The sequence below is a fragment of the Klebsiella sp. BIGb0149 genome (genome assembly GCF_004362605.1).
Lineage (GTDB): Bacteria > Pseudomonadota > Gammaproteobacteria > Enterobacterales > Enterobacteriaceae > Klebsiella > Klebsiella terrigena.
Genome location: NZ_SNYG01000001.1, coordinates 963297 through 987627, shown reverse-complemented (window position 1 = coordinate 987627; position 24331 = coordinate 963297). Strand labels below are relative to the sequence as shown.

At 58.0% G+C, this 24331-nt stretch carries 19 protein-coding genes and 1 tRNA gene; 8 read left to right on the top strand and 12 right to left on the bottom strand.

Annotated elements, in window-relative coordinates:
* Positions 1-2 precede the first annotated feature (2 nt).
* Positions 3-779 (top strand): DUF4886 domain-containing protein, encoded by a 777-nt coding sequence (locus tag EDF75_RS04735; RefSeq protein ID WP_133597427.1) that lies wholly within the window; start codon positions 3-5, stop codon positions 777-779.
* 34 nt (positions 780-813) lie between these two features.
* Here EDF75_RS04735 and EDF75_RS04730 read toward each other — a convergent pair whose 3' ends face one another.
* The gene (locus EDF75_RS04730) at positions 814-1719 is read right to left on the bottom strand and encodes a LysR family transcriptional regulator (RefSeq protein ID WP_133597425.1); all 906 of its coding nucleotides are present in this window, start codon (positions 1717-1719) and stop codon (positions 814-816) included.
* A 113-nt stretch (positions 1720-1832) separates the two neighbouring features.
* Here EDF75_RS04730 and EDF75_RS04725 point away from each other — a divergent pair, with 113 nt between their 5' ends.
* From EDF75_RS04725 to EDF75_RS04715, 3 genes are all read left to right on the top strand, one after another.
* The gene (locus EDF75_RS04725) at positions 1833-2693 is read left to right on the top strand and encodes a pirin family protein (protein ID WP_133597423.1); all 861 of its coding nucleotides are present in this window, start codon (positions 1833-1835) and stop codon (positions 2691-2693) included.
* A 19-nt stretch (positions 2694-2712) separates the two neighbouring features.
* Positions 2713-3390: an isochorismatase family protein gene (locus tag EDF75_RS04720; RefSeq protein WP_123551205.1), complete on the top strand. Its 678-nt coding sequence runs from the start codon at positions 2713-2715 to the stop codon at positions 3388-3390.
* Between the two features lie 145 nt (positions 3391-3535).
* Positions 3536-3623 (top strand) — tRNA-Ser (locus EDF75_RS04715).
* Between the two features lie 189 nt (positions 3624-3812).
* On the opposite strand, the gene EDF75_RS04710 is transcribed toward EDF75_RS04715, so the two are convergent.
* The 6 genes from EDF75_RS04710 to EDF75_RS04685 all read right to left on the bottom strand — a co-directional run bounded on the left by EDF75_RS04710 (position 3813) and on the right by EDF75_RS04685 (position 13327).
* Complete coding sequence (locus EDF75_RS04710) at positions 3813-5960, bottom strand: TonB-dependent receptor family protein (protein ID WP_133597421.1); 2148 nt, start codon at positions 5958-5960, stop codon at positions 3813-3815.
* 389 nt (positions 5961-6349) lie between these two features.
* Positions 6350-8014, bottom strand: coding sequence for an HAL/PAL/TAL family ammonia-lyase (locus tag EDF75_RS04705; protein ID WP_133597419.1), 1665 nt, complete (start codon positions 8012-8014; stop codon positions 6350-6352).
* A gap of 88 nt (positions 8015-8102) precedes the next feature.
* Positions 8103-9437: an MFS transporter gene (locus EDF75_RS04700; protein ID WP_133597417.1), complete on the bottom strand. Its 1335-nt coding sequence runs from the start codon at positions 9435-9437 to the stop codon at positions 8103-8105.
* Positions 9438-9456: 19 nt separating this feature from the next.
* The gene (locus EDF75_RS04695) at positions 9457-11109 is read right to left on the bottom strand and encodes a urocanate hydratase (RefSeq protein ID WP_133597416.1); all 1653 of its coding nucleotides are present in this window, start codon (positions 11107-11109) and stop codon (positions 9457-9459) included.
* Positions 11106-12206, bottom strand: a complete 1101-nt coding sequence (locus tag EDF75_RS04690; protein WP_133597414.1) for a DUF917 domain-containing protein — start codon at positions 12204-12206, stop codon at positions 11106-11108. Before EDF75_RS04690 ends, EDF75_RS04695 begins: the two co-directional genes overlap by 4 nt.
* Positions 12207-12430: 224 nt before the next feature.
* Entirely contained in the window at positions 12431-13327 is an 897-nt protein-coding gene (locus EDF75_RS04685; RefSeq protein ID WP_133597412.1) for a LysR family transcriptional regulator, read from the bottom strand.
* 174 nt (positions 13328-13501) lie between these two features.
* Between EDF75_RS04685 and EDF75_RS04680 the strand changes: the two genes are divergently transcribed.
* From EDF75_RS04680 to EDF75_RS04670, 3 genes are all read left to right on the top strand, one after another.
* A complete protein-coding gene (locus tag EDF75_RS04680) occupies positions 13502-14869 on the top strand; it encodes a dihydroorotase (RefSeq protein WP_133597410.1) in 1368 nt (455 codons plus the stop codon).
* A 13-nt stretch (positions 14870-14882) separates the two neighbouring features.
* The gene (locus tag EDF75_RS04675) at positions 14883-16166 is read left to right on the top strand and encodes a Zn-dependent hydrolase (protein ID WP_133597408.1); all 1284 of its coding nucleotides are present in this window, start codon (positions 14883-14885) and stop codon (positions 16164-16166) included.
* A 203-nt stretch (positions 16167-16369) separates the two neighbouring features.
* Positions 16370-17611: an MFS transporter gene (locus tag EDF75_RS04670; RefSeq protein ID WP_133597406.1), complete on the top strand. Its 1242-nt coding sequence runs from the start codon at positions 16370-16372 to the stop codon at positions 17609-17611.
* 74 nt (positions 17612-17685) lie between these two features.
* On the opposite strand, the gene phoH is transcribed toward EDF75_RS04670, so the two are convergent.
* From phoH to efeU, 4 genes are all read right to left on the bottom strand, one after another.
* Complete coding sequence (phoH, locus tag EDF75_RS04665; protein WP_041144929.1) at positions 17686-18474, bottom strand: phosphate starvation-inducible protein PhoH; 789 nt, start codon at positions 18472-18474, stop codon at positions 17686-17688.
* Between the two features lie 509 nt (positions 18475-18983).
* Complete coding sequence (gene efeB / locus EDF75_RS04660; protein WP_133597402.1) at positions 18984-20267, bottom strand: iron uptake transporter deferrochelatase/peroxidase subunit; 1284 nt, start codon at positions 20265-20267, stop codon at positions 18984-18986.
* Between the two features lie 4 nt (positions 20268-20271).
* Positions 20272-21399: an iron uptake system protein EfeO gene (gene efeO / locus EDF75_RS04655; protein ID WP_132511024.1), complete on the bottom strand. Its 1128-nt coding sequence runs from the start codon at positions 21397-21399 to the stop codon at positions 20272-20274.
* A gap of 50 nt (positions 21400-21449) precedes the next feature.
* Positions 21450-22289 (bottom strand): iron uptake transporter permease EfeU, encoded by an 840-nt coding sequence (efeU, locus tag EDF75_RS04650; RefSeq protein ID WP_123707395.1) that lies wholly within the window; start codon positions 22287-22289, stop codon positions 21450-21452.
* 273 nt (positions 22290-22562) lie between these two features.
* On the opposite strand from efeU, the gene EDF75_RS04645 reads away from it, so the two are divergent.
* Positions 22563-23747, top strand: a complete 1185-nt coding sequence (locus EDF75_RS04645; protein ID WP_133597400.1) for a NupC/NupG family nucleoside CNT transporter — start codon at positions 22563-22565, stop codon at positions 23745-23747.
* Between the two features lie 93 nt (positions 23748-23840).
* Here the strand turns inward: EDF75_RS04645 and EDF75_RS04640 are convergent, their stop codons facing one another.
* Positions 23841-24275 (bottom strand): DUF3574 domain-containing protein, encoded by a 435-nt coding sequence (locus EDF75_RS04640; protein ID WP_133597398.1) that lies wholly within the window; start codon positions 24273-24275, stop codon positions 23841-23843.
* Positions 24276-24331 lie beyond the last annotated feature (56 nt).

The following is a 24331-nucleotide window of genomic DNA, read 5'->3' as shown; positions in this document are numbered from 1 at the left end:
AGATGAAAAAAGCACGTTATCTGCTGGCCGGCTATCTGTGCCTGTCAAGCCTCGCATTGGCCGATACCGTTATTGCGCCCTCTCCACAGGCGATAATGGACGGCGAAAATAAAACCGTCGCAATATATGGAAACTCTTACACCCACTACAATAACAACGTGAACACTCGCCTGCGGGACCTCGCCCGCTCGCTGCTGCCCGAAAGTGGCAAAGGCTATACGTATCGCGGTATTACCATCTCGACCGGACATCTGGGCTGGCATATTCCCAACCTGCAGTTCCAGAACGGTCTGCAAAAGTGGGACGTGGTCGTCTTCCAGGGAAACTCGACGGAAACCATCAGCAAAAAGGCCGCCACCCGGGAGTATTTCACGCAGTCGGCGATAGCCATGGCGGACATTGCGCATAAAGCGAATGAAAAGGTCGTCTGGTTTATGACCTGGGCCAGCAAAAATAAACCGGAGCAGACGGATAAACTGGAAAAGGCCTATCTTGACATCGCCCGCCAGACGCACGGCTACGTGGCCCCCGTCGGCCTCGCCTTTGCGCGCGCCGTTGAGCAGCATCCGGAGATAAATTTATACCACAGCGATGGCAACCACCCGTCGCTGGCCGGCACCTACCTGACGGCCTGCGTACTGTTTGCTACCCTCTATAATCAATCTCCGGTAGGCGGCGCCCTCCCTGTCGACAGCGATATGACCGAACGGACGGCCCGCGCCCTGCAGCAAACCGCATGGGATACGGTCGTCGCCTTCAGAGAGCAAAAGTCATCATAAACCTCTGGCCAGGGCCGGCGCATCCGGCCCTGCGCTAATCCTCCTCCATCCGCTGATACTCTTCGCTGAGGAAATCCACCAGCGCGCGCACCGACGGCAATAGCCCGCGGCGTGAGGCAAAGACCGCATGAATCACCTCCCGGCGCGGCTGCCACTCGTCAAGCACCACCACCAGCTCACCCGCCGCCAGCCGATCGCGCGCCATTAATAGCGGCAGCTGAACAACGCCAATGCCGGCGACCGCCGCTTCGCACAGCGCCAGCATGTCGGTAGTCACCATTCGCGGCGTAAAATAGACCTCCGCACGGGCGCCCTGCGGACCGGTCAGCTGCCATTTATGCTGATGCTTGCCGGCGGCCAGGCTCAGTCCCGGCCACTCGCTCAGTTCAGACGGCGCCTGCGGCTGCCCCATGCGCGCCACCAGCGCCGGGCTGGCAAACAGCCGGTGCCCGCGATCGGCCAGCACCCGCATCACCAGATCGCTATCATCAAAGGGCCGCGGCCGCACGCGAATAGCCACGTCAACCCCCTCACCGACCACATCAACCCGCCGGTTGGTTGCCTCCAGATGCACGTTCACCCCCGGATAGCGCTGCATAAAACGCGCCAGCATCGGGCCAATATGCACATGCAGGAGGGTAACCGGACAGGTGAGCTTAACGCTGCCGCGCGGCTCAGAACGAAGGGTATCCACCGCCTGCTGCGCCGCCTCGGCCTCGATCAGCATCGCTTTGCAGTGCTGATAAAACGTCTGCCCAACTTCGGTTACCGCGAACTGCCTTGTGGTGCGATGAATCAAGCGCACGCCGAGCCGCTCTTCCAGCTGGGCAATGCGGCGGCTGAGCTTCGATTTAGGCTGATCGAGCGCCCGACCCGCAGCGGCGAATCCGCCATGATCCACCACCTGGACAAACCAGGCTAAGTCGTTGAGATCCTGCATCCTTCCCCCATTGTTCCATTTTTAGAACAGTATAGGTCATTTTTGCTATCTACCGGGCTATTAGCCGCGCATCTAAGCTTATCGACATCGAAACAACCGCACAGGAGAGAACAATGAAACAGATTACAGGCGTCTATACCGCGCCATCCCAGCACTGGGTCGGTAACGGTTTCCCGGTACGCTCGCTGTTTTCTTATCAAACCCACGGCGAGCAGCTGAGCCCCTTCCTGCTGCTGGATTACGCAGGGCCGCATAGCTTTCCGGCGGGAAGCGGCAAACGCGGCGTTGGCGAGCATCCGCATCGCGGGTTTGAAACCGTTACCGTCGTGTATTCAGGTGAAGTTGAGCACCGCGACTCAACCGGCAGAGGCGGCGTGATTGGCCCCGGCGATGTGCAGTGGATGACGGCGGGCGCCGGGATCCTGCACGAAGAGTTCCACTCGGCGGAATTTACCCGTACCGGCGGCGAGCTGAAGATGATCCAGCTGTGGGTCAACCTGCCGGCCAAAGACAAAATGGCCGCGCCCGGCTACCAGAGCATCACCGCTGACCTCATTCCCCGCGTCGCGCTGCCGGATAACGCAGGCCACGTTCGGGTCATCGCCGGTGATTATGCCGACGTTTCCGGACCGGCGCATACCTTCTCGCCGCTGAACGTCTGGGATATGCAGCTGACGCAGGGCCACGACGTCTCGTTACGCCAGCCTGCCGGCTGGAGCACCGCGCTGGTTGTGCTTGAAGGTGAAGTCCGCGTTAACGACGCTGAAAACGCGCGCGAAGGCCAGCTGGTGGTGCTGAGCCAGCAGGGTGAAACGCTGCACCTCAGCGCTACCGCTGATACCAGGGTCCTGCTGCTGGCCGGCGAACCGCTGAGTGAGCCTATCGTCGGCTATGGCCCATTTGTCATGAACAGCAAAACGCAAATCGCCGAAGCGGTGCGTGATTTTAATAGCGGCCGTTTTGGCCAAATCTGACGCGACAGAGGTACAAAAAATGTCTACTCCAGCTAATTTTAACGGAGCTCGCCCGGTGATTGATGTAAACGACAGCGCCATGCTGCTGATTGACCATCAGAGCGGTCTGTTCCAGACCGTTGGCGATATGCCAATGCCGGAACTGCGCGCCCGGGCCGCCGCGTTGGCGAAGATGGCCTCCCTTGCGGGGATCCCGGTTATCACCACCGCCTCGGTACCGCAGGGGCCTAATGGTCCGCTGATCCCTGAGATCCATGAGAATGCGCCACATGCTCGCTATATTGCGCGCAAGGGTGAAATTAACGCCTGGGATAACCCGGATTTCGTGGCGGCAGTGAAGGCCACCGGGCGCAAAACGCTGATTATCGCGGGCACCATTACCAGCGTGTGCATGGCATTTCCGTCTATTGCAGCCGTCGCCGATGGCTATAAGGTCTTCGCGGTTATCGACGCTTCAGGCACCTACAGCAAGATGGCGCAGGAGATAACGCTGGCTCGTGTCGTTCAGGCCGGCGTCATCCCGATGGATACCGCCGCGGTGGCGTCCGAGCTGCAGCGGACCTGGAACCGTCCCGACGCCGCCGAGTGGGCCGAGGTTTATACTAAAGTATTCCCGGCCTATCAGCTGCTGATTGAGAGCTACGCCAAAGCGCAGGACGTGGTGAAGAACGGCGAACAGCTTGATTCACAGCGTTAAAGCCACCGCCCCGGCGTTTTTTACCGGGGCGGTGTTCATTGCTTGAGCGAACGGTAAGGAAAGAATAAATACTGCTTGACCGTTTTAGCGCAACTCCCTATAGTACCGCCCCGTTGCCCACCCAAGGTGTGCAGCAAAACAATATGGTGAGGTGTCCGAGTGGCTGAAGGAGCACGCCTGGAAAGTGTGTATACGGCAACGTATCGAGGGTTCGAACCCCTCTCTCACCGCCATATTTGAAGAAGAGCTCGTACGCAAGTACGGGCTTTTTTTTCGCCTGTTGCCCATCCTGAATAACGTTGACACATTTTGCTCATGCGCTGAGGAAGATGTGATGAACCAACATGTTAAGCGCGCGCAACGCGATGACCCTCTATTAGCCGCTTCGCGGTGTATCAAATACACCGCGAAGATGAGCTCTTTTAGAATGCCAGTGACGCCTGAACAAAGAACGTTCTCGGCTCGCCAATATATTTCCCGTAGTTATTATCCGTTGAACGCGTGTAGTAGCGCTGATCGAAAAGGTTTTTAATACCGGCGCCCAGTTTCAAATTTGACCATGATGGCCCCATGTCATATTCGCCGCGCATATTCCACACCATATAGCCCGCAATATTGCCGTACTGGCCATCATCGCTCTCCTGGGTGATATAACCGTTGCCGGCATCAGACGACCCCGGAGAATGCTGGCGCGATTGCGAATAGCCATCAACGTTCCACACCCAGCTGCCCGTTGCATAGCGGGATCCCACCGTCAGCACCTGGCGGGAATAGAACGGCAGATCTTTACCCGAAAACTCTCCGCTGACGGATACAGCGCGCGTATAGGTATAGGTGGAATAGAGGCTGAGCCCATCCAGACTATGCGCCAGTTCGCTGAGATCGTAGTTCAGAGCCAGCTCGACGCCCTGATGTTTGGTCGCGCCCAGAGTGGTCCAGCCGATGGTGTTGTTGATGTACTGCAGCTGATTATCAAAATCAATGTAGAAAGCCGTCAGCTCCGCTTTGAGTACGGAATCGTCATAGCGGGTACCGACCTCATAGGTATGCGCTTTTTCAGGCTGTAGGCCAGGAGCCGGCTGGCCGTGATTCCCCCCGCGCGTTAGCTGGAAATACTGCAAACTGCCGAAAGAGGTATTGGCGTTAGCAAACAGCTTCCAGCTGTCGGACAGGTGGTACATCACGTTGATCGACGGCAAAGGTTCGCTATACGATTTTTCTCGCGAAATATCGGCGAAAGAATCATTTACATGCGTACGGATACTTTCATAGCGTAGCCCAGGGGTGATGGTCCAGTTACCGACGTTGACGGCATCATCAATATAAAACGCGTTAGCTTCCGTACCGCCGGAGGTATGCTGATAGTAGTTCTCTTTTGAATTCGGTGCAGAGGTGGTGGTCGTCGGATCGTACCAGTTGGATCGATATCCTTTTTCATCCGACGTCTCGTTCAGATAGCGATAGCCCAGGGTTATCTCATGAGCCATATCCCAGAAGCGGAACAGGTGTGAATACGTCGGCTCGATAGCCCAGGTCGTATAGTGACGCGGCGCTGCCGCCAGTCGGCTCTGCCCTTCCAGAGCCCCGGTGCCGTCGGTCTGAATATCGCTGGTACGGAAACTTTTAGTGAAATAGGTCAGCACTTCAAACTGGCTATCCTCTTCCTGATGGCGATATTTAAAAGACATATCCTGACGGCGCCCGGCAAACTGATCGAAGGGTCGTACGGACTGGAAGGGATTTTGCTGATACTGCTCTTTCGTCAGGCCGCCGGGCATACCTGCGGAGGCGTTATAGTAATGGAAGTTACCCGTCAGTTCGTCCTTCGGGGTAAAACGATAACGCGTTTTCAGCATAAAATCGTCAATATCGGTGTTGTCATTGTTTTCTCTGTATCCCTGCCCGTGCAAGCCGGAGTACAGCAGCTCAGCACCCAGACCATTCTCCGCCGTTCCGCCGACGGAAGCGCTGGTCAGCGTTTTTAGCCCCCCGTGCGATGCGCCTTCCGTTTGCGCGCTCACCGCGCCGCCGAACTCTTCCGGGATATCCTTCGAGACGAAATTGATCACACCGCCGACGTTCTGCGGTCCGTAACGGACGGCGCTACCGCCCCGGATCACATCAATTGACTGAATGTTTCCCATTGAAAGAGGCGCCATTGACAGCTGCGGCTGGCCGTAAGGGGCAACGGAAAGCGGGACGCCATCCATCATGATGGTAGAACGAGGTGACAGGCGCGATGTCAGACCGCGTACGCCCACGTTCAAGGAGACATCGCTCCCGCCGGTGCCGTTATTCTCCTGAACCTGAACGCCGGGAATACCGCGCAGGGCTTCTGAAACCGTCTCCCCGCCCTTTTCCTTAACCTGTTGCTCCGTCACGATAGTCCTAGCGCCGGGGTGATCGAGCACAACCGTGCTGTAATCCGGCGAATCAAGCCAGTTACCCACCACCGTCAGGGTATCCGTGCGATCGGTTGATGAAGCGTTATCATTTTTATCAGCAGCCCAGGCCGGGAACGCTAAAACAATAGCGGTAGCAAGCAGCGAGAGCCGGAATTGACCAGACATGAGAAGATCCCCTGTAAAATAAATATATTAATTATTAATGAGTTAAATTATGAATGATTTTCATTATGAGAAGCGCAATGATAATAATTAGCAATACATAGCAATGTAAACTATTTTTTGAACCGACGATTGTTTTACACGCCAGCCAGCTGGCCGGGTTGTGTCGCTGCTATTTAGATTGGGAAAATGAGAGAGAAACTTTGGTGGCAGCTGGCGTTAACCGGCCGTATTTACTCTTTGCAGCAAATCTGCAGGCATCCCCCGTCACGGGGATGGATATTGCCGGAATCTGGCTACAGGCCAAATAGTCGTCGCGTTTTACTCTTAAGCCGGCGCCTCCGGAGAGGCTGCCGGCTCCTGACCATACTGACCGGTCCGCAAGGCGAGCGCTACTTCGCCGCCACATCCCGCACATCGAATGTTTTCAGGACCTGGGCCGCAGCGGCAAAGTCCGGGCTAAGCGGGCGATCGCTATCCATAAATTTTACCTGGCGCCTGAGCGCATCGTACAGGGCGCCGGTCGGCGGCGACATCCTGAAGCCGTTGTTCTTCTGCTTACGCAGATCGATAGCCTGCGCGTCATGGACCAGCAAAATCCCCAAAAGCTGATAGCTGTTATCGATTTGCTGCTGCAGGCGCTGCGCGACTTCCGGCGCATTCGTCGCGATATCCTCAATATCGCCAGCGACCGGCATAAAGTCCATCGACACCGGCATGGCCAGCTCTTTGTTACGCATCGCCAGCGACATCACCGGTTTTTCCATCGCCCCAAAGGCGTGAACGGTATTGTCCGTGCCGAGGAAGCGCGTCAGCCCGGTAAACGACGGGTTGTTGAGCTTCACGACCTGCTGCGCGTTGGCCAACGAGCTGTGGGCCAGCGCCAGGCTCAGCTGTTCAAAGGAGAGCACCCACGGCAGAGGTTCAAAGTTGGCGGTTGGCAAAACGGCGCCTTTTACGCCATTTTGATCCACATAGCCCAGACGATCCTGCGGGCGGTCCGACGGGGCGGAAACGCCGATCGCGACGCCGGGGTTATCGTCAGAACTGTTGAGCTGCACCAGCAGCTGGTCCCAGGCCTGCTGGTAGCTACGCTGCAGCTCGGCCAGTAAATAGACGCCGGAGCGGAAGCTCAGCGGATCCTGCAGCGGGCGGCTGTCGTCATGCTCCCACAGGCTGGAGCCGGCAAGCAGCGTTCGCAGGTGACTGCCCATCGCCACCACCTCCGGGTAGGGGCGCAGCGCCAGCGTATTCTCGAGGAAAGGCGAAACGTTGCCGTTTAACGCCTCAAGGCTGGTGGCATAAACCAGAGAATTAAGCGGCAGCAGATGAACCAGCGAATTCAGCGCCAGCGCGCCGCTGGATGCCGAATAAGCGTTGGAGCTCAGGATGGATAGCGCGTCTTTGGCATAAGGCACCACCGCCGACGTTTTGCTGCGCTCCAGCGCAACCTTAGCCGGAACCTTTTTCCCCTGGTAGTAGACATCGCCTTCGCCGATCATCGCCAGCCCGATATGGCTGATAATGGTGATATCCCCCTCGCCAATAGAGCCTTCGCTCGGGATAACCGGCGTGATGCCTTTATTGAGGAAGTCGACGTACGCGTCAATCACCTCCGGCTGCACGCCCCCGCCGCCGGTCAACAGCGTGTTGAGGCGGGTTACCATCGTCGCCCGGGCGATGCGCTGGCTCATCGGCTCACCGATGCCGCCCGAATGGGCATGCAGCAGGCCGACGTTAAATTTCTTCGACGCGGCGATCACCTCATCGGTCAGCTTACCGTGGACGTCGACCATCGGCCGGTCCTTATTAAGACCGACGCCGACCGTTAAACCGTAGATTTTTTGCCCATTCTGCGCCGCCTCAATCAGCACCTGGTGGGCCTTTTCCACCCGCGCCGTGGCCGCAGGAGAGATCGCCACGGCTTCGCCGTCCGCCACGCTGGCAATAATTGCTGGCGTAATCGAGTGTCCATCCAGAGTGACCGCGGATAAACCTACCTTGCTGTAGCTCAGAGTGAGCAGTGCAATCATCAAAAGCGACAATTTTGCTGACATAGATCCAACCCTCTTATTATTTATGCTGTCATGTTAATCAGGCAATCTTATTGAAATTAAATAACTTTGTTTTATAGCCACTTGTCGATCAGCGTTTTTTCGCCTTTTGCCGCTCGATGCTGAGCAACGCAACCATCGCCAGCACGCTGGCGATCATCACGTACCACGCCGGCGCAAAGCGCGTTCCGGTATTTTCGGTCAGCCAGGTCAACACCGCCGGCGCAAAGCCGCCAAACAGGGTTACCGCGAGGTTATAAGAAACGGACATGCCGCTGGCGCGAACGTCGGTGGGGAACAGCTCGGACAGCGCCAGGGGGGCCACGCCGACGAACAGCGATACCAGGATGCAGAACAGGCTTTGCACCACAATCAGCGTCAGCGTGGTGTGCGAAGCGTCGAGCAGCAGCAGCAGCGGATAGCTGCAGATAAGCAGCAGGCCGGCGCCGATCATCAGCAGCTTATGGGTGCCGATACGATCGGAATAAGTGCCAGCGGCGACGCAGCACACCACCATAAAGCAGTTGCCAATCAGCGCCGCGAGGAACGCCTGGTGGCTCTCAAAATGCAGCTGGCGCTGAACGTAGATCGGCATGTAGATAATCAGCGCGTAGACGCTAACGGCCCACAGTATCGATAGCCCGGTGCCGAGCAACACCGCGTTGCCGTGCGCTTTAAAAAGCTGCAGCAGGGGCATTTCCGGCCCGATCTTCTCCACCTTGCGGCGGGCCTGCTCCTCAATAAAGAGCGGCGTTTCCTCCAGCGTTTTACGCATCCACAAACCGATAGGCGCGATGGAGAGGCCAATAATGAACGGAATGCGCCAGCCCCAGTCACCGATCTGTTCATGGCTGAGGGTCAGGGTCACCACCGTGGCCACCAGCGCGCCAAAGATATTGGAGATCCCCATGCTGGCCTGCAGCCAGGAGGCGTACTGGCCCTTTTTCTCGGCCGGCGCATGTTCGACCAAAAAGGCCGCCGCGCCGCCCACTTCTCCCCCGGCGGAGAAGCCCTGCAGCACCCGACCGCACAGAATCAGCAGCGGCGCGCCAATGCCGATCGCGCTGTAGGGCGGAGCAAAGGCGATGATCGCCGTGCCCACGGCCATCGTCATAATGGTCAGCGTCAGGGCGGCCTTGCGCCCTACCCGATCGCCATAGACGCCGATGACCAACGCCCCCAGAGGCCGAATCACAAAACCGAGACCAAAGGCTAAAAACGCCTCAAACAGCTGCGCCCCGGCATCCTGCTGATGGAAAAAGTTCTGCGCGATATAGACCGCGAAAAAGGCATAGATTGAAAAGTCATACCATTCCAGCGCATTACCTATTGATGCCGCAGCAATCGCTTTATACCCCTTGCTGCGCGGCTCCGGTACCGACCGGATAGCCTCGGCGCTCAGGGGGGAAGTCGTGGTTTTTGTCATAATGACCTCATACGCAGGGCTAGCCGGCCGCAGATAAATTAATATAAGAGATTGATTTTTCTTTTACTTCATCCAGAGACTCCTGATAACCCGCATCGGCATAGCGCATCACGCCGGTGCTGGTATCATTGGTCATGGAGAGCTGCAGGCGCTGCGCCGCGGCGTCTGAACCGTCGGCAACCACCGTCACGCCGGAGCTGGTCATATAGCCGCTATATCCGCCGCCGCCGGAGTGAATCGCCACCAGATCGGCCATCGATGCGCAGTTCACCAGGGCGTTGAGCAGCGGCCAGTCGGCGATGGCGTCCGAGCCATCTTTCATCTTCTCGGTCATGATGTTGGGATGCGCCATCGCCCCGGCATCGAGATGGTCGCGGGTGAAGGCAATCGGCCCGCTCAGGCGACCATCGGCCACCATGCGGTTCACCTCCAGCGCCAGTTCCGTTCGTTCGCCGTGGCCAAGCCAGGCAATACGCGCAGGCAGACCTTCGAACGGCACCTTCTCGCGGGCCAGGCGGATCCAGTTGCTGACGATTTGGTTGTCGGCAAAGCGCGTCAGCAGATAATCGTCGATCACCCTGATGTCATCGCTATTATTGGACAGCGCAATCCAGCGGAAGGGGCCGATAGCGCGGCAGAACAGCGGGCGCAGGAAGGCCTCGGTAAAAATCGGGATCTCAAAGGCGCGCTCAACCCCTCCCTGATAGGCATGGGTACGAATAAGGTTGCCGTTATCAAACACCACGGCGCCGCGATCCATAAATCCGAGCATGGCGGTGACGTGCCGGACGATCGAGCGGCGGCCGGCATCCATCAGAACGTCGATATCCTTTTCGCGCTGGGCGACAACCTGCTCCGGGGAGTAGCCGGAAGGCACGTAGCCGTAAACTAAATCATGGGCCGCGGTCTGGTCGGTCACGATATCGGGAATAATCCCTTTGGCTAAAATAGCCGGAAAAACGTCGGCGGCATTGCCCAGTAAGCCAACGGAGACGGGCTCCCGGTCGTTCTGCGCATTGCGAATAAGGGTGAGCGCATGCTCAAGGTCCCGCGCCTGATGCTGCAGAAAGCCGTTTTTCAGCCGCTTGTCGATGCTCTTTTGGTTGACCTCTACCGTGAGGATCGCGGCCCTGGCCATGGTGCCGGCCAGCGGCTGCGCCCCGCCCATCCCCCCTAAACCAGCGGTCAGAATAAAGCGCCCGCGCAGATCGCTATCAAAGTCGCGTTCGGCAATACGGGAAAAAATCTCGTAGGTCCCCTGAATGACGCCCTGCGAGCCGATATACTGCCAGTCGCCGGCGGTTAGGCCGCCCCAGCAGATCAGATTGTCCTTCTCCCAGCGATAGAAGTTGTCCGCTTTGGCCCACTGGCCGACCATATTGCAGTTCGCCATAATCACCAGCGGAGCGTTGGCGTGGGTTTGCAGCAGGCCAATCGGCTTGCCGGACTGCACCAGCAGGGTTTGGTCTTCGCGCATAGTTTTCAGCGCCTGCACGATGGCGTCGTGCGACGGCCAGTCGCGCGCGGCGCGGCCTAGCGCGGCGTAGACCACCAGCTCGTCAGGGTTTTCCCCCACCGCCAGCACGTTTTCCAGAAGGCGAAGCAGGGCTTCCTGGCGCCAGCCGAGGCAGCGAAGCTGGGTACCCGAGGTCACGCTATAGCTCTTTTTCATTTTGCGACTCCCTGCTGAATATGGCTGAACAGCTCGATCCCCAGGGTCTTCTCAACGGCAGGATAAACCGCCGGATCGGTAACGGAGGAAGAGAGCGGAATTTGGCTATGGTGCTGGTGAAAAATAACGATTTCGAGGCCCGGCTTCAGCTGCCCGGCGCTGACCGGGTTGCCCTGCATATCCAGCGTGGTGATGACGTCCGGATAGGTCGCCATGCGCTGGCCGTGGCGATCCTCCACCGCCATATGTTCATTCATCACGTGGATGCGGCGCAGGTTTTCGCCCTGGCCGACGTCGATAACGCCGACGTCAAAGGCCTCACTGGTATATTGCAGCGTGGTTTGCGTCACCTTCCCGCTGCCGATGATCTGCCCGCCGGTGTGGTTGCATATCGCATCGATGACCGCGCTGCCGCCCTTTTGGCCGGCGGCAATGATAGTTTCGCCAAGGGAAATGGCGCGGCTGATACCGCCATGCGCGGCGTGCTGGCGCACGTAAGCGCCGCGAATCGGGTTACGACAGCTGGCGATGAAGCCCCCGGACATGTCCGAAGCCTTGCGCAGTATGGGGGAGACTTTGGCGGTGGCGCCTTTAACGACCAGTTCAATATAGGCATGATTCTTTCGATTGCCGCCCACCGCCGCCTGAATCATCGGCTCGCTGCTGGAAGCAAGGCCCAGCGAGCCCATATCGCCGGTGGGATGGGCGCGCAGATCTCCCACCGCATCGACCACTTTGGTGCCGAGAATGGCGGACGGCAGCCAGCCGTTAAGCGTACTGGACATCCCGTTTTGCCCGATAATCAGGCCATAAATGGGCTCACCCAGCTCTTTTTGCACCAGCTGGACGGCCTTAACATAATCTATCCCGAGCATTTCCCAGTCGGTCAGCCCGCCGGGGGCGCCAATCGCCGCGGCGGTGGCAATCCAGGCGCTATCGTCGACCTCATCCATGGTGACCAGCTCGGGGCGGCCAACGGTGACCGCCATTCTGCCTAACTCCAGCCCGTGTTCGACCCAACCGCCGCCGCCGCAGGCAAACACTGAACCACCCTTAACGGCAGCTTCGACGTCAGCCAGTGTTAAAATTCGACCCATTGCTATTCCTCCAGAAGTACAGAACTCGTAAGCAGGCGCTAAAGTGCATAATTAATGAATAATCATCGCAGCCTTGGTTCGATACTAGAGGGCGGAATGTCAAAATGTCATATTACTTTTTGGCCACAGCGTATAACACAATGTTAACGATCGAGAAAAAGCCAACCCGCGCTAATTTACGCCAGGAGAAGTTAGGCATTTTCGGCGCCGATGGCGGCGACGAGCTATCTCGACCAGTGAACCTGAATCGACTCCAGAGTACTGATAAATTCCTGAGCCAGCCGCGAAAGCGGTTCGTACATGCCGTAAATGATGCTGATCGGCGTTTTAGCCGTTGGTGAGAGAGGACGAAAGACGACGTTGGTCCATACCGGGCCGCTGGCGGTAATTTCATCGATCAGCGCGATGCCCACCCCCGCCTGAACCAGGGCGCAGGCCACGTGAATCTGCTGCGATTCAACGATTGGCCGGACAACAATGCCTTCATCATTAAAGAGCTGCCTGACTATCTGCCCGATAGGGATATCGGATCCGTAGCCAATAAACGGCTGGCCCACAAGATCTTCGACATTGATCGTATTTTTGGCGGTCAGCGGATGGGTAGCAGGGAGCGCAACGACCAGATGATTTTCATATAACACCCGGGACTGCACGTTTGGATGGCCCTCATGGAGGAAGGCAATTCCTAGCTCAACCTGCTGAGTCAGCACCGCCTGCAGCAGCACGTCGGGGATCATAGTGTGCAGAATCACCCGGGTATCGGGCAGCGTACGGTGAAATTTAGCAATGGCGTTGGGTATTAACCCCTGCCCGAGGCTGGGGCTACAGGCAATCCTCAGATGGCCCATGCGGTTTTGAATCAAATCCTCAGCAACTTCATTAACGCGCTGCACGCCGAGATAGACCGAGTTGACTTCAATAAAGAGGTGCCGCGCCTCTGGCGTTGGATAAAGCCGCCCTTTTATCCGCTCAAATAGCGATAGCCCCAGCCGCTGTTCGGTATAGCCGATGAGCCGGGAAACGGCCGGCTGCGAAACGTGCAGCAGCTTTGCCGCGCCGCTGATGGAACCCGTCAGCATAATGGCGCGAAAAACTTCAATTTGTTTGAGATTTAAGCGCATCGCACCCTCTCCAAGGTTAACATAATGTTATGCAAGAGTGATAAATAAGCATAAGACATAATACGTACAGCCACCCTACACTAGACGCAGACTTTGGAAAAGAGGCCGATTACCCATCGGCCACATATGCATTTTTATGCAAAATTTTCGGTAAAAGTTATAAGGGCGTGCGTTATGAGTGTGCAGAAGAGATGGGACATAGTCGTAAAGGGCGATCTGGTTGATGCCGACGGCATCACGCTCGATGGATGGCTGGCTATCGAGCAGGGAAAAATCGCTGCCACCGGCAGCGGCCCGCTGCCGCAGGCTGAAAAAGTTATCGATGCCAGCGGCAGGTGGGTTATTCCCGGGGTGATTGACGGCCAGGTCCATTCAGGAAGCCAGGCCAATCAGGAGGGCCTCGGCTGGGCCTCACGCGCCGCCGCCGCCGGCGGCGTGACGGTAATGGTTGATATGCCCTATGACGACCCCGAGCCGGTCGCCAGCCGCGGCCAGCTGGACAATAAAATTGCGGAGGTCGAACGCGACTGCCACGTCGACGTGGCCCTGTTCGGCACGCTAAACCAAAAGCACGGCTTCGAGGCGGCGGCGGGACTCATCGAGGGAGGGGTCTGCGCGTTTAAATTCTCGACGTTCGAAGCCACTCCCGGCCGCTTCCCGCGGGTCGAGGAGGACGATCTGCTGCACGCGTTCCAGCTGATCGCCCCGAGCGGCTTAGCCTGCGCGGTGCACAATCAGATGCAGGAGATGACGCGCAAAAACATCCAGCGCATGGTTGCTGAAAACGATACCGGCTGGGACGCGTTCATGCGCGCGCATACACCGCTGATCGAAGATCTGGCCACCACGCAGCTGTATGAAATTGGCGCGGTTACCGGCGCCCGCGCCCATGCGGTCCACGTGTCAACCTCGCGCGGGTTTGAGATCTATAAAATGTACAAAAACGCCGGCTATCCGGTCTCAATCGAAACCTGCGTTCAGTATCTGATGCTGAACCATGAAGAGCACTCGTTCCGGCTAGGGGCCAAAACCAAACACTACCCGCCAATCCGGCCCAAATCTGAGTCCGAACGGCTGTGGGTGCATATTGCGCAGGGGGACTGCACGTTCGTCTCTTCCGACCACGTTAGCTGGGGGCTGGAGCGCAAAGGGGATGAGAACATTTTCAAAAACGCCTCCGGCGGCCCGGGCCTCGAGACCTTGCTGCCGGCGCTGTGGACCGGCTGCGAACAGCATGGCATCTCGCCCACGACGGTCGTGCAGCTGCTGTGCCGCAATCCGGCGCAGCACTTTCTTCTCGATGACCGCAAAGGGTCGTTTGCCGCGGGTAAAGACGCCGACTTCGTGATCCTGAACCGCGAAACCTATCGCTTCGATCCCTCCACCAGCCTGTCGGCGGTAACCTGGAGCTCATTCGCCGACATGGAGTTTACGGTGCGCGTAGAGCAGACGTGGTGCCGCGGCATGCCGGTATTTAACCACGGAAAAATCGTCAACCAGCCGGGCGACGGTCGATTCCTGCGCCCGCGCAGCGCCGCATAACGGAGACAACGCCATGACAAACATAAACGCTGAAATACTAAAGGATCGTCCTCTCATCAACGCTTCCCGCCTGTGGGAAAACGCCAACACCTTAGCGACCATGACGCTGCCGGGTACGCCCTGGACGCGCCGCGCCTTCACGCCGCTATTCAGCGAGGGCCGCCGTTGGCTGCAGCAAAAAATGGAGCAGGCCGGGCTCAGCGTCACCCTCGACGCGGGCGGCAACCTGATCGGACGGCGGGCCGGACGACGCATGGATTTGGCGCCGATAACGATCGGTTCCCACAGCGATACGGTGGTTGGCGGCGGACGCTATGACGGCATTATCGGCGTCCTGGCCGGCATCGAAATCGCCTTAAGCCTGCAGGAGCGCGATATCACGCTTGAGCATCCGCTGGAGGTGATCGACTTTCTCTCTGAAGAGCCGAGCGACTACGGCATCTCCTGCGTGGGCAGCCGCGCCTTTTGCGGCTCCCTCGATAGCGGCATGCTGGCGGCTAAAAACCATGCCGGGGAGACGCTGGCGGAGGCGATGCTGCGGGTTGGCGCTAAGCCGCAGCTATTAACCGCGCCGCTGCGCGGTCCGGGCGGCACGGCGGCCTATATTGAGCTGCACATTGAGCAAGGCCCGGTACTGGAAAACGCGGGCTTACCCATTGGCATCGTGACGCATATCGTGGGGATCCGTCGGGTGCGGATTATGGTTCACGGCCAGCCGGACCACTCCGGCACCACGCCGATGGACGTCCGTCGCGATGCCCTGGTGGGTGCCGCGCAGGTGATAACCCGCGTCCATCAGCAGGCCAGCGCGCAAAGCGGCAACCCGCATTACGTGGTGGCGACGATTGGCCGCATCGCGATGACGCCGAACGTGCCCAACGCGGTGCCGGGCTGGGTTGAGCTGATGCTTGAGGTCCGCAGCGACAGCCAGCAGGTTCTCGACATTTTCCCGGAAGACATTATGCGGCTGTGCGAATCAGAGCTGGCGGCTCTGGGGCTGTCCGCAACGCTTGAGCACGTGAGCCGCGCCAGCCCAACGCCCTGCTCGGACGTCGTGATGCGGGCGATCGCTGAAGCCGCGGAGCACCTGCAGCTGGGATCCCAGCGTTTGCCAAGCGGAGCCGGACACGATGCGGTGTACGTCTCCCCTACCGGCCCGGTGGGGATGGTGTTTATTCCGTGCCTGGGCGGGCGCAGCCACTGCCCTGAAGAGTCGATTACCGAACGGCAGCTGGCGGATGGCGCGGCGGTGATGGCGCAAACTCTGCTCAACCTGGACCACCAGCTGGCGGGCTAATGACCCCCACGTCCTCTCAGAGGAGCGGCGCCGGTCGCTCCTCCCGCTATTCATCACTATTTCCTCTCGTTTCTCGGGACGGCGGAGCATCTGGCAATGTTCCTGCTTTGCTCGCGCCTCCTGACCCTGGGCCCCTCTTTGCAGTAGATTACGATCGCTGACAAATCTATACTTGGCGCACAATTTAATCCTAAGGCCTGGACATGACCTTCTCTTCCCCACAAAACAAACGCGGCGTGACGCCGGCTAAAGCCATGGTCGCGGCGATCAGCGGCTACGCAATGGATGGTTTCGACCTGCTGATCCTCGGCTTCATGCTGCCGGCAATCAGCGCTTCTCTGGCGCTCAGCACCTCTCAGGCGGGTTCTCTCGTCACCTGGACGCTCATTGGCGCGGTGCTGGGCGGGATTCTGTTTGGTCATCTCAGCGATCGTCTGGGGCGCATTCGCGTCCTGACCTTCACGATCCTGATGTTCTCCGTTTTTACCGGTCTTTGTGCGGTCGCCCAGGGCTATTGGGATCTGCTGGCCTATCGCACCCTGGCGGGGATGGGGCTCGGCGGCGAATTCGGTATCGGCATGGCGCTGATTGCCGAAGTCTGGCCCGCCCATAAGCGTAACCGGGCCTCGGCATGGGTCGGCATCGGCTGGCAGCTTGGCGTCCTGCTTGCCGCCTTTATCACCCCGCTCCTGCTGGACATCATCGGCTGGCGCGGGATGTTTCTGGTCGGCCTGCTGCCGGCGCTGGTCTCGTTTGCCATCCGCCGCGGCATGGGCGAACCCGAGGCGTTTACCAAAGATAGCCGCGTCGCTGAGGAAATGTCGTTCACGGCGCGGATCGGGATGCTGTTTGCCGACAGAGCCACCTCGAAGGCCAGTATCGGCATTCTGATCCTGTGTTCGGTGCAGAATTTTGGCTACTACGGCCTGATGATCTGGATGCCCAGCTATCTCTCCTCCAGCTTTGGCTTTTCGCTGACCAAATCCGGGCTGTGGACGGCGGTCACCGTGGTGGGGATGACCTTCGGTATCTGGCTGTTTGGCGTGCTGGCGGATCGCTTCCCGCGCTGGAAAATCTTCCTTATTTACCAGGTCGGCGCCGTGGTGATGGTCATTATCTACGCCCAGCTGCGCGACCCCGTCGTCATGCTGTTTACCGGGGCGCTGATGGGAATGTTCGTCAACGGGATGATCGGCGGCTACGGGGCGCTTATCTCCGATACCTACCCGCTGAAAGTGCGCGCCACCGCGCAGAACGTGCTGTTTAATCTGGGGCGCGGCGTCGGCGGATTTGGGCCGCTGGTGATTGGCCTGTTCGTCAGCCACTGGTCGTTTACCGCGGCGATCACCCTACTGGCCCTGCTCTATCTGCTGGATATTTTCGCCACCCTGTACCTGCTGCCGAAAAAGCAGGGCAGCGAAGATGCGCTGGGGGCGATTGGCTAAACCGCAAACCGCGTCAGCGGGCCGCAGAAAAAACAAAGCCCGGGTTTCCCCGGGCTTTGCGCTGAATATAACCGCTAGTAGTAGGCTTTCAGCGCTCGCTGGCAGAGCATCGAGCGGACGCAGTCGTCGGTCGTAAAGCGGACAATGCCGACCATCTCGTCTTCTTCAAAACGCGCCAGCGCATCGACCAGGCCAGACCTTACGCCAGAGGGTAAATCACACTGGGTAATGTCGCCGTTGACGATGACCGTCACGTTCTCCCCGAGGCGGGTCAAAAACATTTTCATTTGCGCAGCGGTCACGTTCTGAGCCTCGTCCAGAATCACAACCGCATTTTCAAATGTACGTCCGCGCATGTAGGCGAACGGCGCGATTTCCACCTTGCCGATTTCCGGCCGCAGGCAGTATTGCATAAAGGAAGCGCCCAACCTTCTCACCAGCACGTCATAAACGGGGCGGAAATAGGGGGCGAATTTCTCGGCGATATCTCCCGGTAAGAAGCCGAGATCTTCATCGGCCTGCAGAACGGGACGGGTAACAATAATTCTGTCCACATCCTTATGGATCAGGGCTTCAGCTGCTTTCGCCGCGCTGATCCAGGTCTTCCCGCACCCGGCTTCACCGGTGGCAAAGATCAGCTGTTTATTGTCAATGGCATTCAAATAATGCACCTGAGCGTCATTGCGCGCTTCAATCGGCGATAAATCGCGGCTGTCCCGCGCCATGCCAATGGCTTCTACGCCACTCATTTGCACAAGCGATGTGACCGATTCTTCTTCGCGCTGCTTATGGCTGCGCGAATCCTGTCTCAGCACACGTTTGGCCTCACGACGAGCTTTGGTCACTGCTTTTTGTCTTCCCATGGATAGCACCTTGCGTTGTTGGTTTACATCACACGCGTCAATATCGACGCGATTATGCGCACGAACGATTGAGGTTTGGCTTCCTTTTAAGCCATTGCTTGCCTGTCGAATTGACAACGGGTCACGGCTACGCGCACCGCTCACCCGGTCTGGGTTCGGATTGTCTGTAGTGACTGGAGAAATATTAGGGGTGTGGGAATCGCGGCCGGAAGTGTGGCCCCCGTGCTGATGAGTACGGTAAGAAGTTTTACATTTTCCGTTACAGCAATCGGGCATTCGCGATCTCCATAGTGAAACGACATCACTGCCGGGAACTACCGCGTCTGTAATAAGTACATCAAAAATAATTCTTAATGCAACTTATTTTTCACATACAGACAACAAATAATTTTCATTGCAGCTCTGGAGAGTTTCCGACAATTAGATTACAGAAAAATAACACAAGGCAGGAAATACAAAAAAAGAATGGAAAAACAGCAGAAAACGCCCTGCCCTTGCGGGCAGGAACGTCAGGCTTCAAGCAGGGACTGCGCCAGGTAGTGCTGGCTATCCTTGACGCCCGGCAGCGCAAAGAAGTAGCCGCCGCCGATCGGCTTGACGTACTCCTCCAGCGCTTCGCCGTTGAGACGCTTTTGCACCGTCAGGAAACCTTTTTCCAGATCGTGCTGATAGCAGACAAACAGCAGCCCCATATCCAGCTGCCCGGAGTTGGTCACCCCCAGCGAATAGCTGTAGCCGCGGCGCATCATCAGGTTCGACTGCGTCTGCGGCGTGCGCGGGTTAGCCAGCCGAATGTGGCTATCCAGCGCGATAATATCGCCATCGGGATCTTTCGCGTAATCCGGCACGTCGTGCTCGTGCTGCATCCCCAGCGGCGCGCCGCTGTGCTTGTCGCGGCCGAAAATCGTCTGCTGCTCCTTCAGCGGCGTACGATCCCAGAACTCAACGTGGAACTGGATAATGCGCGCCGCCTGATAGCTGCCGCCCGTCGCCCACGCCGGTTCTCCCTGTCCGGCGGTAACCCACACTACCTCATCCATCAGCGCGTCGTCGGTGCTCACCGGGTTCGCCGTGCCGTCCTTAAAGCCCAGCAGGTTAACCGGCGTCTCTTTGCCTTTGCTCCGCGCGGCGCTATCGGAGATAAAGCCCTCGCGCTTCCAGCGGACGCTCAGCAGATCCGGGGTATGCTTAATCACATCGCGCAGCGCGTGGATCACCGTATCCTGGGTGTTGGCGCAAATTTGCAGCAGCAGATCGCCGTGACAGAGCGCGGCATCCAGCGAATCGTTGGGAAAGCGCGTCATCTTCTGCAGCTTCTTCGGCGCGTGTTCCGCGAGCCCATAGCGCTCGTCAAACAGCGAATGGCCGACCGAAACGGTCATCGTCAGGTTATCCGGGGCGATCCACGGCCCGAGAATGCCCGAGTCCATCGGCGGCAGGCGCGGATTCGGCGTGTCCGGCGCCGGCCCGCCCTTGGTCAGGAAGGCAATACGCTGGGTCAGCAGGCGGAAGAGACGCTCGAGGTCGGCCTTATCGGCGGCCAGCACGTCGAAGGCCACCAGCATCATCGCGGTTTGCTGCGGGGTGAGGATCCCCGCCTGGTGCAGCCCATAAAAGGGCTGCTCCTCCATACGCGCGTTGGGCGACAGCGTGCCCGGCGAGCTGGTGCTTTTGGCCGCATGCGCAACCGGACAGCCGCCGGCGATGGCCAGCGCGCCGCCTAGCGCGCCGATCCCTTTTAATAACCGCCGACGTGACGGTTCATTTACCTCGAATTGCTTCTGCTCTGCCATTGCTTTAGTCCAGACCCAGGATCCCGCGCAGCTGAGCCAGATCTTCCGCCAGGGTGGTGATCGGGCCTTTCAGCGCGTTACGATCCGCATCGGTCAGCTTGTCATAGGTCTCATAGCCGTCTTTGGTGCGGTATTTCGCGAGGATCGCGTCAACTTTCTTGAAGTTAGCGTCAACTTTCGCCAGCAGCGCGGCGTTCTCTTTTTGCAGCTGCGGACGCAGCAGGTCGACAATTTTCTGCGCGCCGTCAACGTTGGCCTGGAAGTCCCACAGGTCGGTGTGGCTGTAGCGATCTTCTTCGCCGCTGATTTTGCTGGCGGCCACTTCTTCAATCAGGCCCGCGGCGCCGCCCACCACTTTAGACGGCGGGAACGCCAGCTCGCTGATGCGTTTTTGCAGCTCCAGCACGTCGGTATTCAGACGGTCGGCGTAGCTCTCCATGCCCTTGGTGCTGTTGTCGCCAAACAGGGCTTTTTCCAGACGGTGGAAGCCGGTGAATTTCGGATCTTCCGCTTTCTTCTCATAGTCGTCTTCACGGGCATCAATGCTGCCGTCAAGATCGGAGAACAGCTCGGCGATCGGTTCGATACGCTCGTAGTGCTGACGCGTCGGGGCATACAGCGCTTTCGCTTTTTCGATATCGCCCGCTTTCACCGCGTCGGTGAAGGCCTTCGTGCCGGTAACCAGCTGGGCAGTTTCCGCCGTGACGTAGGCTTTATAGGCGGTAATCGCTTCGCCGAGGCTCAGCAGCGCGTCGGCTTTCGCCGCGTCTTTGGTGGCCGCACCGGTGACGATCAGCTTCCCTTTCGGGTTGGTCAGCAGGCCGCAGGTCATATCGTATTCGCCCGGCTGCAGGTTAGCCGTCAGCTTTTGCGTAAAGCCCGGCGCAATGTTTTCGCGCTCTTCCACGACCATCACGCCTTTAAGGATCTCCCACTCCAGCGCCTTCTGACTGTGGTTCTGAATGATGAACTGCGTTTTACCCGCTTTCACGGTCACGTTCATCGGTTCACACTGCTTGTCATTAACGGTCACTTTTACCTGCGGAATATCCGCAGCCTGGGCGCAAAAGGCGGAGCTGAACAACGCTGCGACGGCAAGCTGCAGCGCATTACGGCGAAAATGAGTCATCATGATCATCCCTTTCGGTAAGTATGTGGTAACGATATATATCCTGCGGCGCCCTACTTAAGCGGAGCGGTACGCGAGGCTGCTGGATTGCTACGCGGCGGCAGCGCAAACAGCACCAGCGCCGGAATCAAATAGATAAAGTACACCGCCACTTCGCTGACGGTCGGCGCTTCCTGATAGCCGAAGATGCCTTCAAGCAGCGTACCGAACAGGCTGTGCGTCGACAGCACGCCGCTCAGATCGAACGCCACGTCCTGGAAGTGGTTCCACAGCCCGGCCTCGTGAAAGGCGCGAATGGCGCCGGCGGCAAGGCCCGCGGCGACCAGCAGGATGAACAGGCTGGTCCACTTGAAGAACGCGCCGAGATTAAGGCGGATGCCGCCCCAGTACAGCAGGAAACCGAGGACGACGGCGGTGGCGAGGCCAAGCATCGCGCCCAGCGGCGGCCAGATACCGACATCCTGCTGGAACGCCGCCAGCAGGAAAAATACCGACTCCAGGCCTTCGCGCGCCACGGCAAAAAAGACCATCATCACCAGCGCCCAGCCGTGGTTGTTACCGCGCTGCAGGGCGTTATCCACCGCCTGCTCCAGCTGCTGCTTCACGTTGCGCGACACCTTGCGCATCCAGAACACCATCCAGGTCAGGATAAAGACCGCGACCAGCGCCACGATGCCCTCAAACAGCTCCTGTTCACGCTGCGGGAATTCGCCGGTTGTTTCGTTGATAAAGATCCCCAGGCCGAGGCACAGCGCCGCCGCGAGGATAACCCCAATCCACATTACGCCAATCCAGTTTCCGCGCTGAGTGCGTTTCAGATAGCTGGCGATCAGGCTAACAATCAGCGCTGCTTCCAGGCCTTCACGTAACATGATGAGAAATGGAACAAACATGCCGACATCCTTAAATGTGAGCCGCGGTCAACGGATGCAAAGATAGGTAAATATTTCTGATAGTGATTATCATTACAATAATCAGAAACACAAGTGAAATGTGTAGAGAATGATGACGAGTTGTAAATTAATCGCTGGAAAATAATTACTTAGGCAATTATTCGCCTGCGCCGGCGGCAGCGGGCAGGATCGGCGGTTTTTTCGCAGCAGATATTTACCGGACGTAGCGGCTGTGGCTAAATAGCGGCCTTATTTACCTGCGAAAAGAATAATATGACTCAGTTTTTACACTTCCTGCTGGCGCTGGTGGTTATCCTCGGCCTTGCCTGGCTTGCCAGCTATGACCGACAAAAAATCCGCTTTCGCTATATTATCCAGTTAATTGTTATTGAAATTGCCCTGGCTTTCTTTTTTCTCCACGCCGAAAGCGGCCTGTGGATAGTTAAAAATATCTCCGGCTTTTTCACCTCATTACTCGGCTTTGCCGCTGAGGGCACCAACTTTGTATTTGGCGGCATGAGTGAAAAAGGCCTGGCCTTTATTTTCCTCGGCGTACTGTGCCCGATTGTCTTTATCTCGGCGCTGATTGGTATTCTCCAGCACTGGCGCATTCTGCCCATTTTTATTCGCGTCATCGGCACCCTGCTGTCAAAAGTCAACGGCATGGGCAAGCTCGAGTCCTTTAACGCCGTTAGCTCGCTGATCCTCGGACAGTCGGAAAACTTCATTGCCTATAAGGGCGTGCTCGGCGATCTCTCCTCCCGCCGGCTGTTCACCATGGCCGCCACCGCGATGTCGACGGTGTCGCTATCGATTGTCGGCGCCTATATGAGCATGCTGGACGCGAAATACGTCGTCGCGGCGCTGATCCTCAATATGTTCAGCACCTTTATTGTGCTGTCCATTATTAACCCGACGCGACCGGGCAGCGAACAGGAGATTAAGCTGGAGAAGCTGCATGAGTCGCAGAGCTTCTTTGAAATGCTCGGCGAATATATTCTGGCTGGCTTCAAGGTGGCGATGATTATTCTGGCGATGCTGATGGGCTTTATTGCCTTAATCAGCGCCGTTAACGCCCTCTTCGCCACCGTATTTGGCCTCAGCTTCCAGCAGATTCTGGGCTACGTCTTTTACCCGCTGGCGTGGCTGATTGGTATTCCGCTCAGCGATGCGCTGAACGCCGGGAGCATTATGGCAACCAAGCTGGTGGCCAACGAATTTGTCGCCATGATCGAGCTGCAGAAAATTGCCGCCGGCATGACGCCGCGCGGGCTGGGCATTCTGTCGGTCTTCCTGGTCTCTTTTGCTAACTTTGCCTCGATTGGCATTATCGCCGGCGCCATTAAGGGGCTTAACGAGCCGCAGGGCAACATTGTTTCCCGCTTCGGCCTGCGCCTGGTCTACGGCGCGACGCTGGTTAGCCTGCTCTCCGCCAGCTTCGCCGGTCTGGTGCTGTAAGCGCGAGCTTGCGCCGCGAATATCGCCGCAATTAAGGCGGGGCATCGCCCCGCCTTTTATTTAGCAACACCTTAATTGTGCAGCGCAGGTTATTTAGAAATGAACGCAAACCTGGCGATCGACGCGCATCACTGACTCCTGGGCGAAGCGAGACTTATAGATCGTGCGCAGCGCCTCAATCCCCTCTTCGCTCTTCGCATCTTTCCCGTGGATCAGCATCAGCGCCTTGCTCTGCTCGCGCGCCACGGTCCCGTCATTCCCCAGCCACTGGCCGCGGGCGTCAAACACCGTCAGGCCGTCGCGAAAGCGCGGGGTGACGTCGCGGTCAACAAACTGCTGCCACTCCGCGGGGGTGATATCTTTACCCGCCGGACGGCTGAGGCCAAAGTACAGCGTGGTCTGCTCCATGGAATTGTCCGCCGGGCAGGCGCCGGCAGCCGGCGCTGAAACGGTCGTTTTGGCCGGCGCCACGCAGCCGCCAAGTAGCCCTGCCAGCACCAACGCCATCGCACCCTGTCTGAAACTCATATTGCTATCCTCATTGTTATTTGTGCTCAGATATCAGCGTATTTTCAGAGAATTAG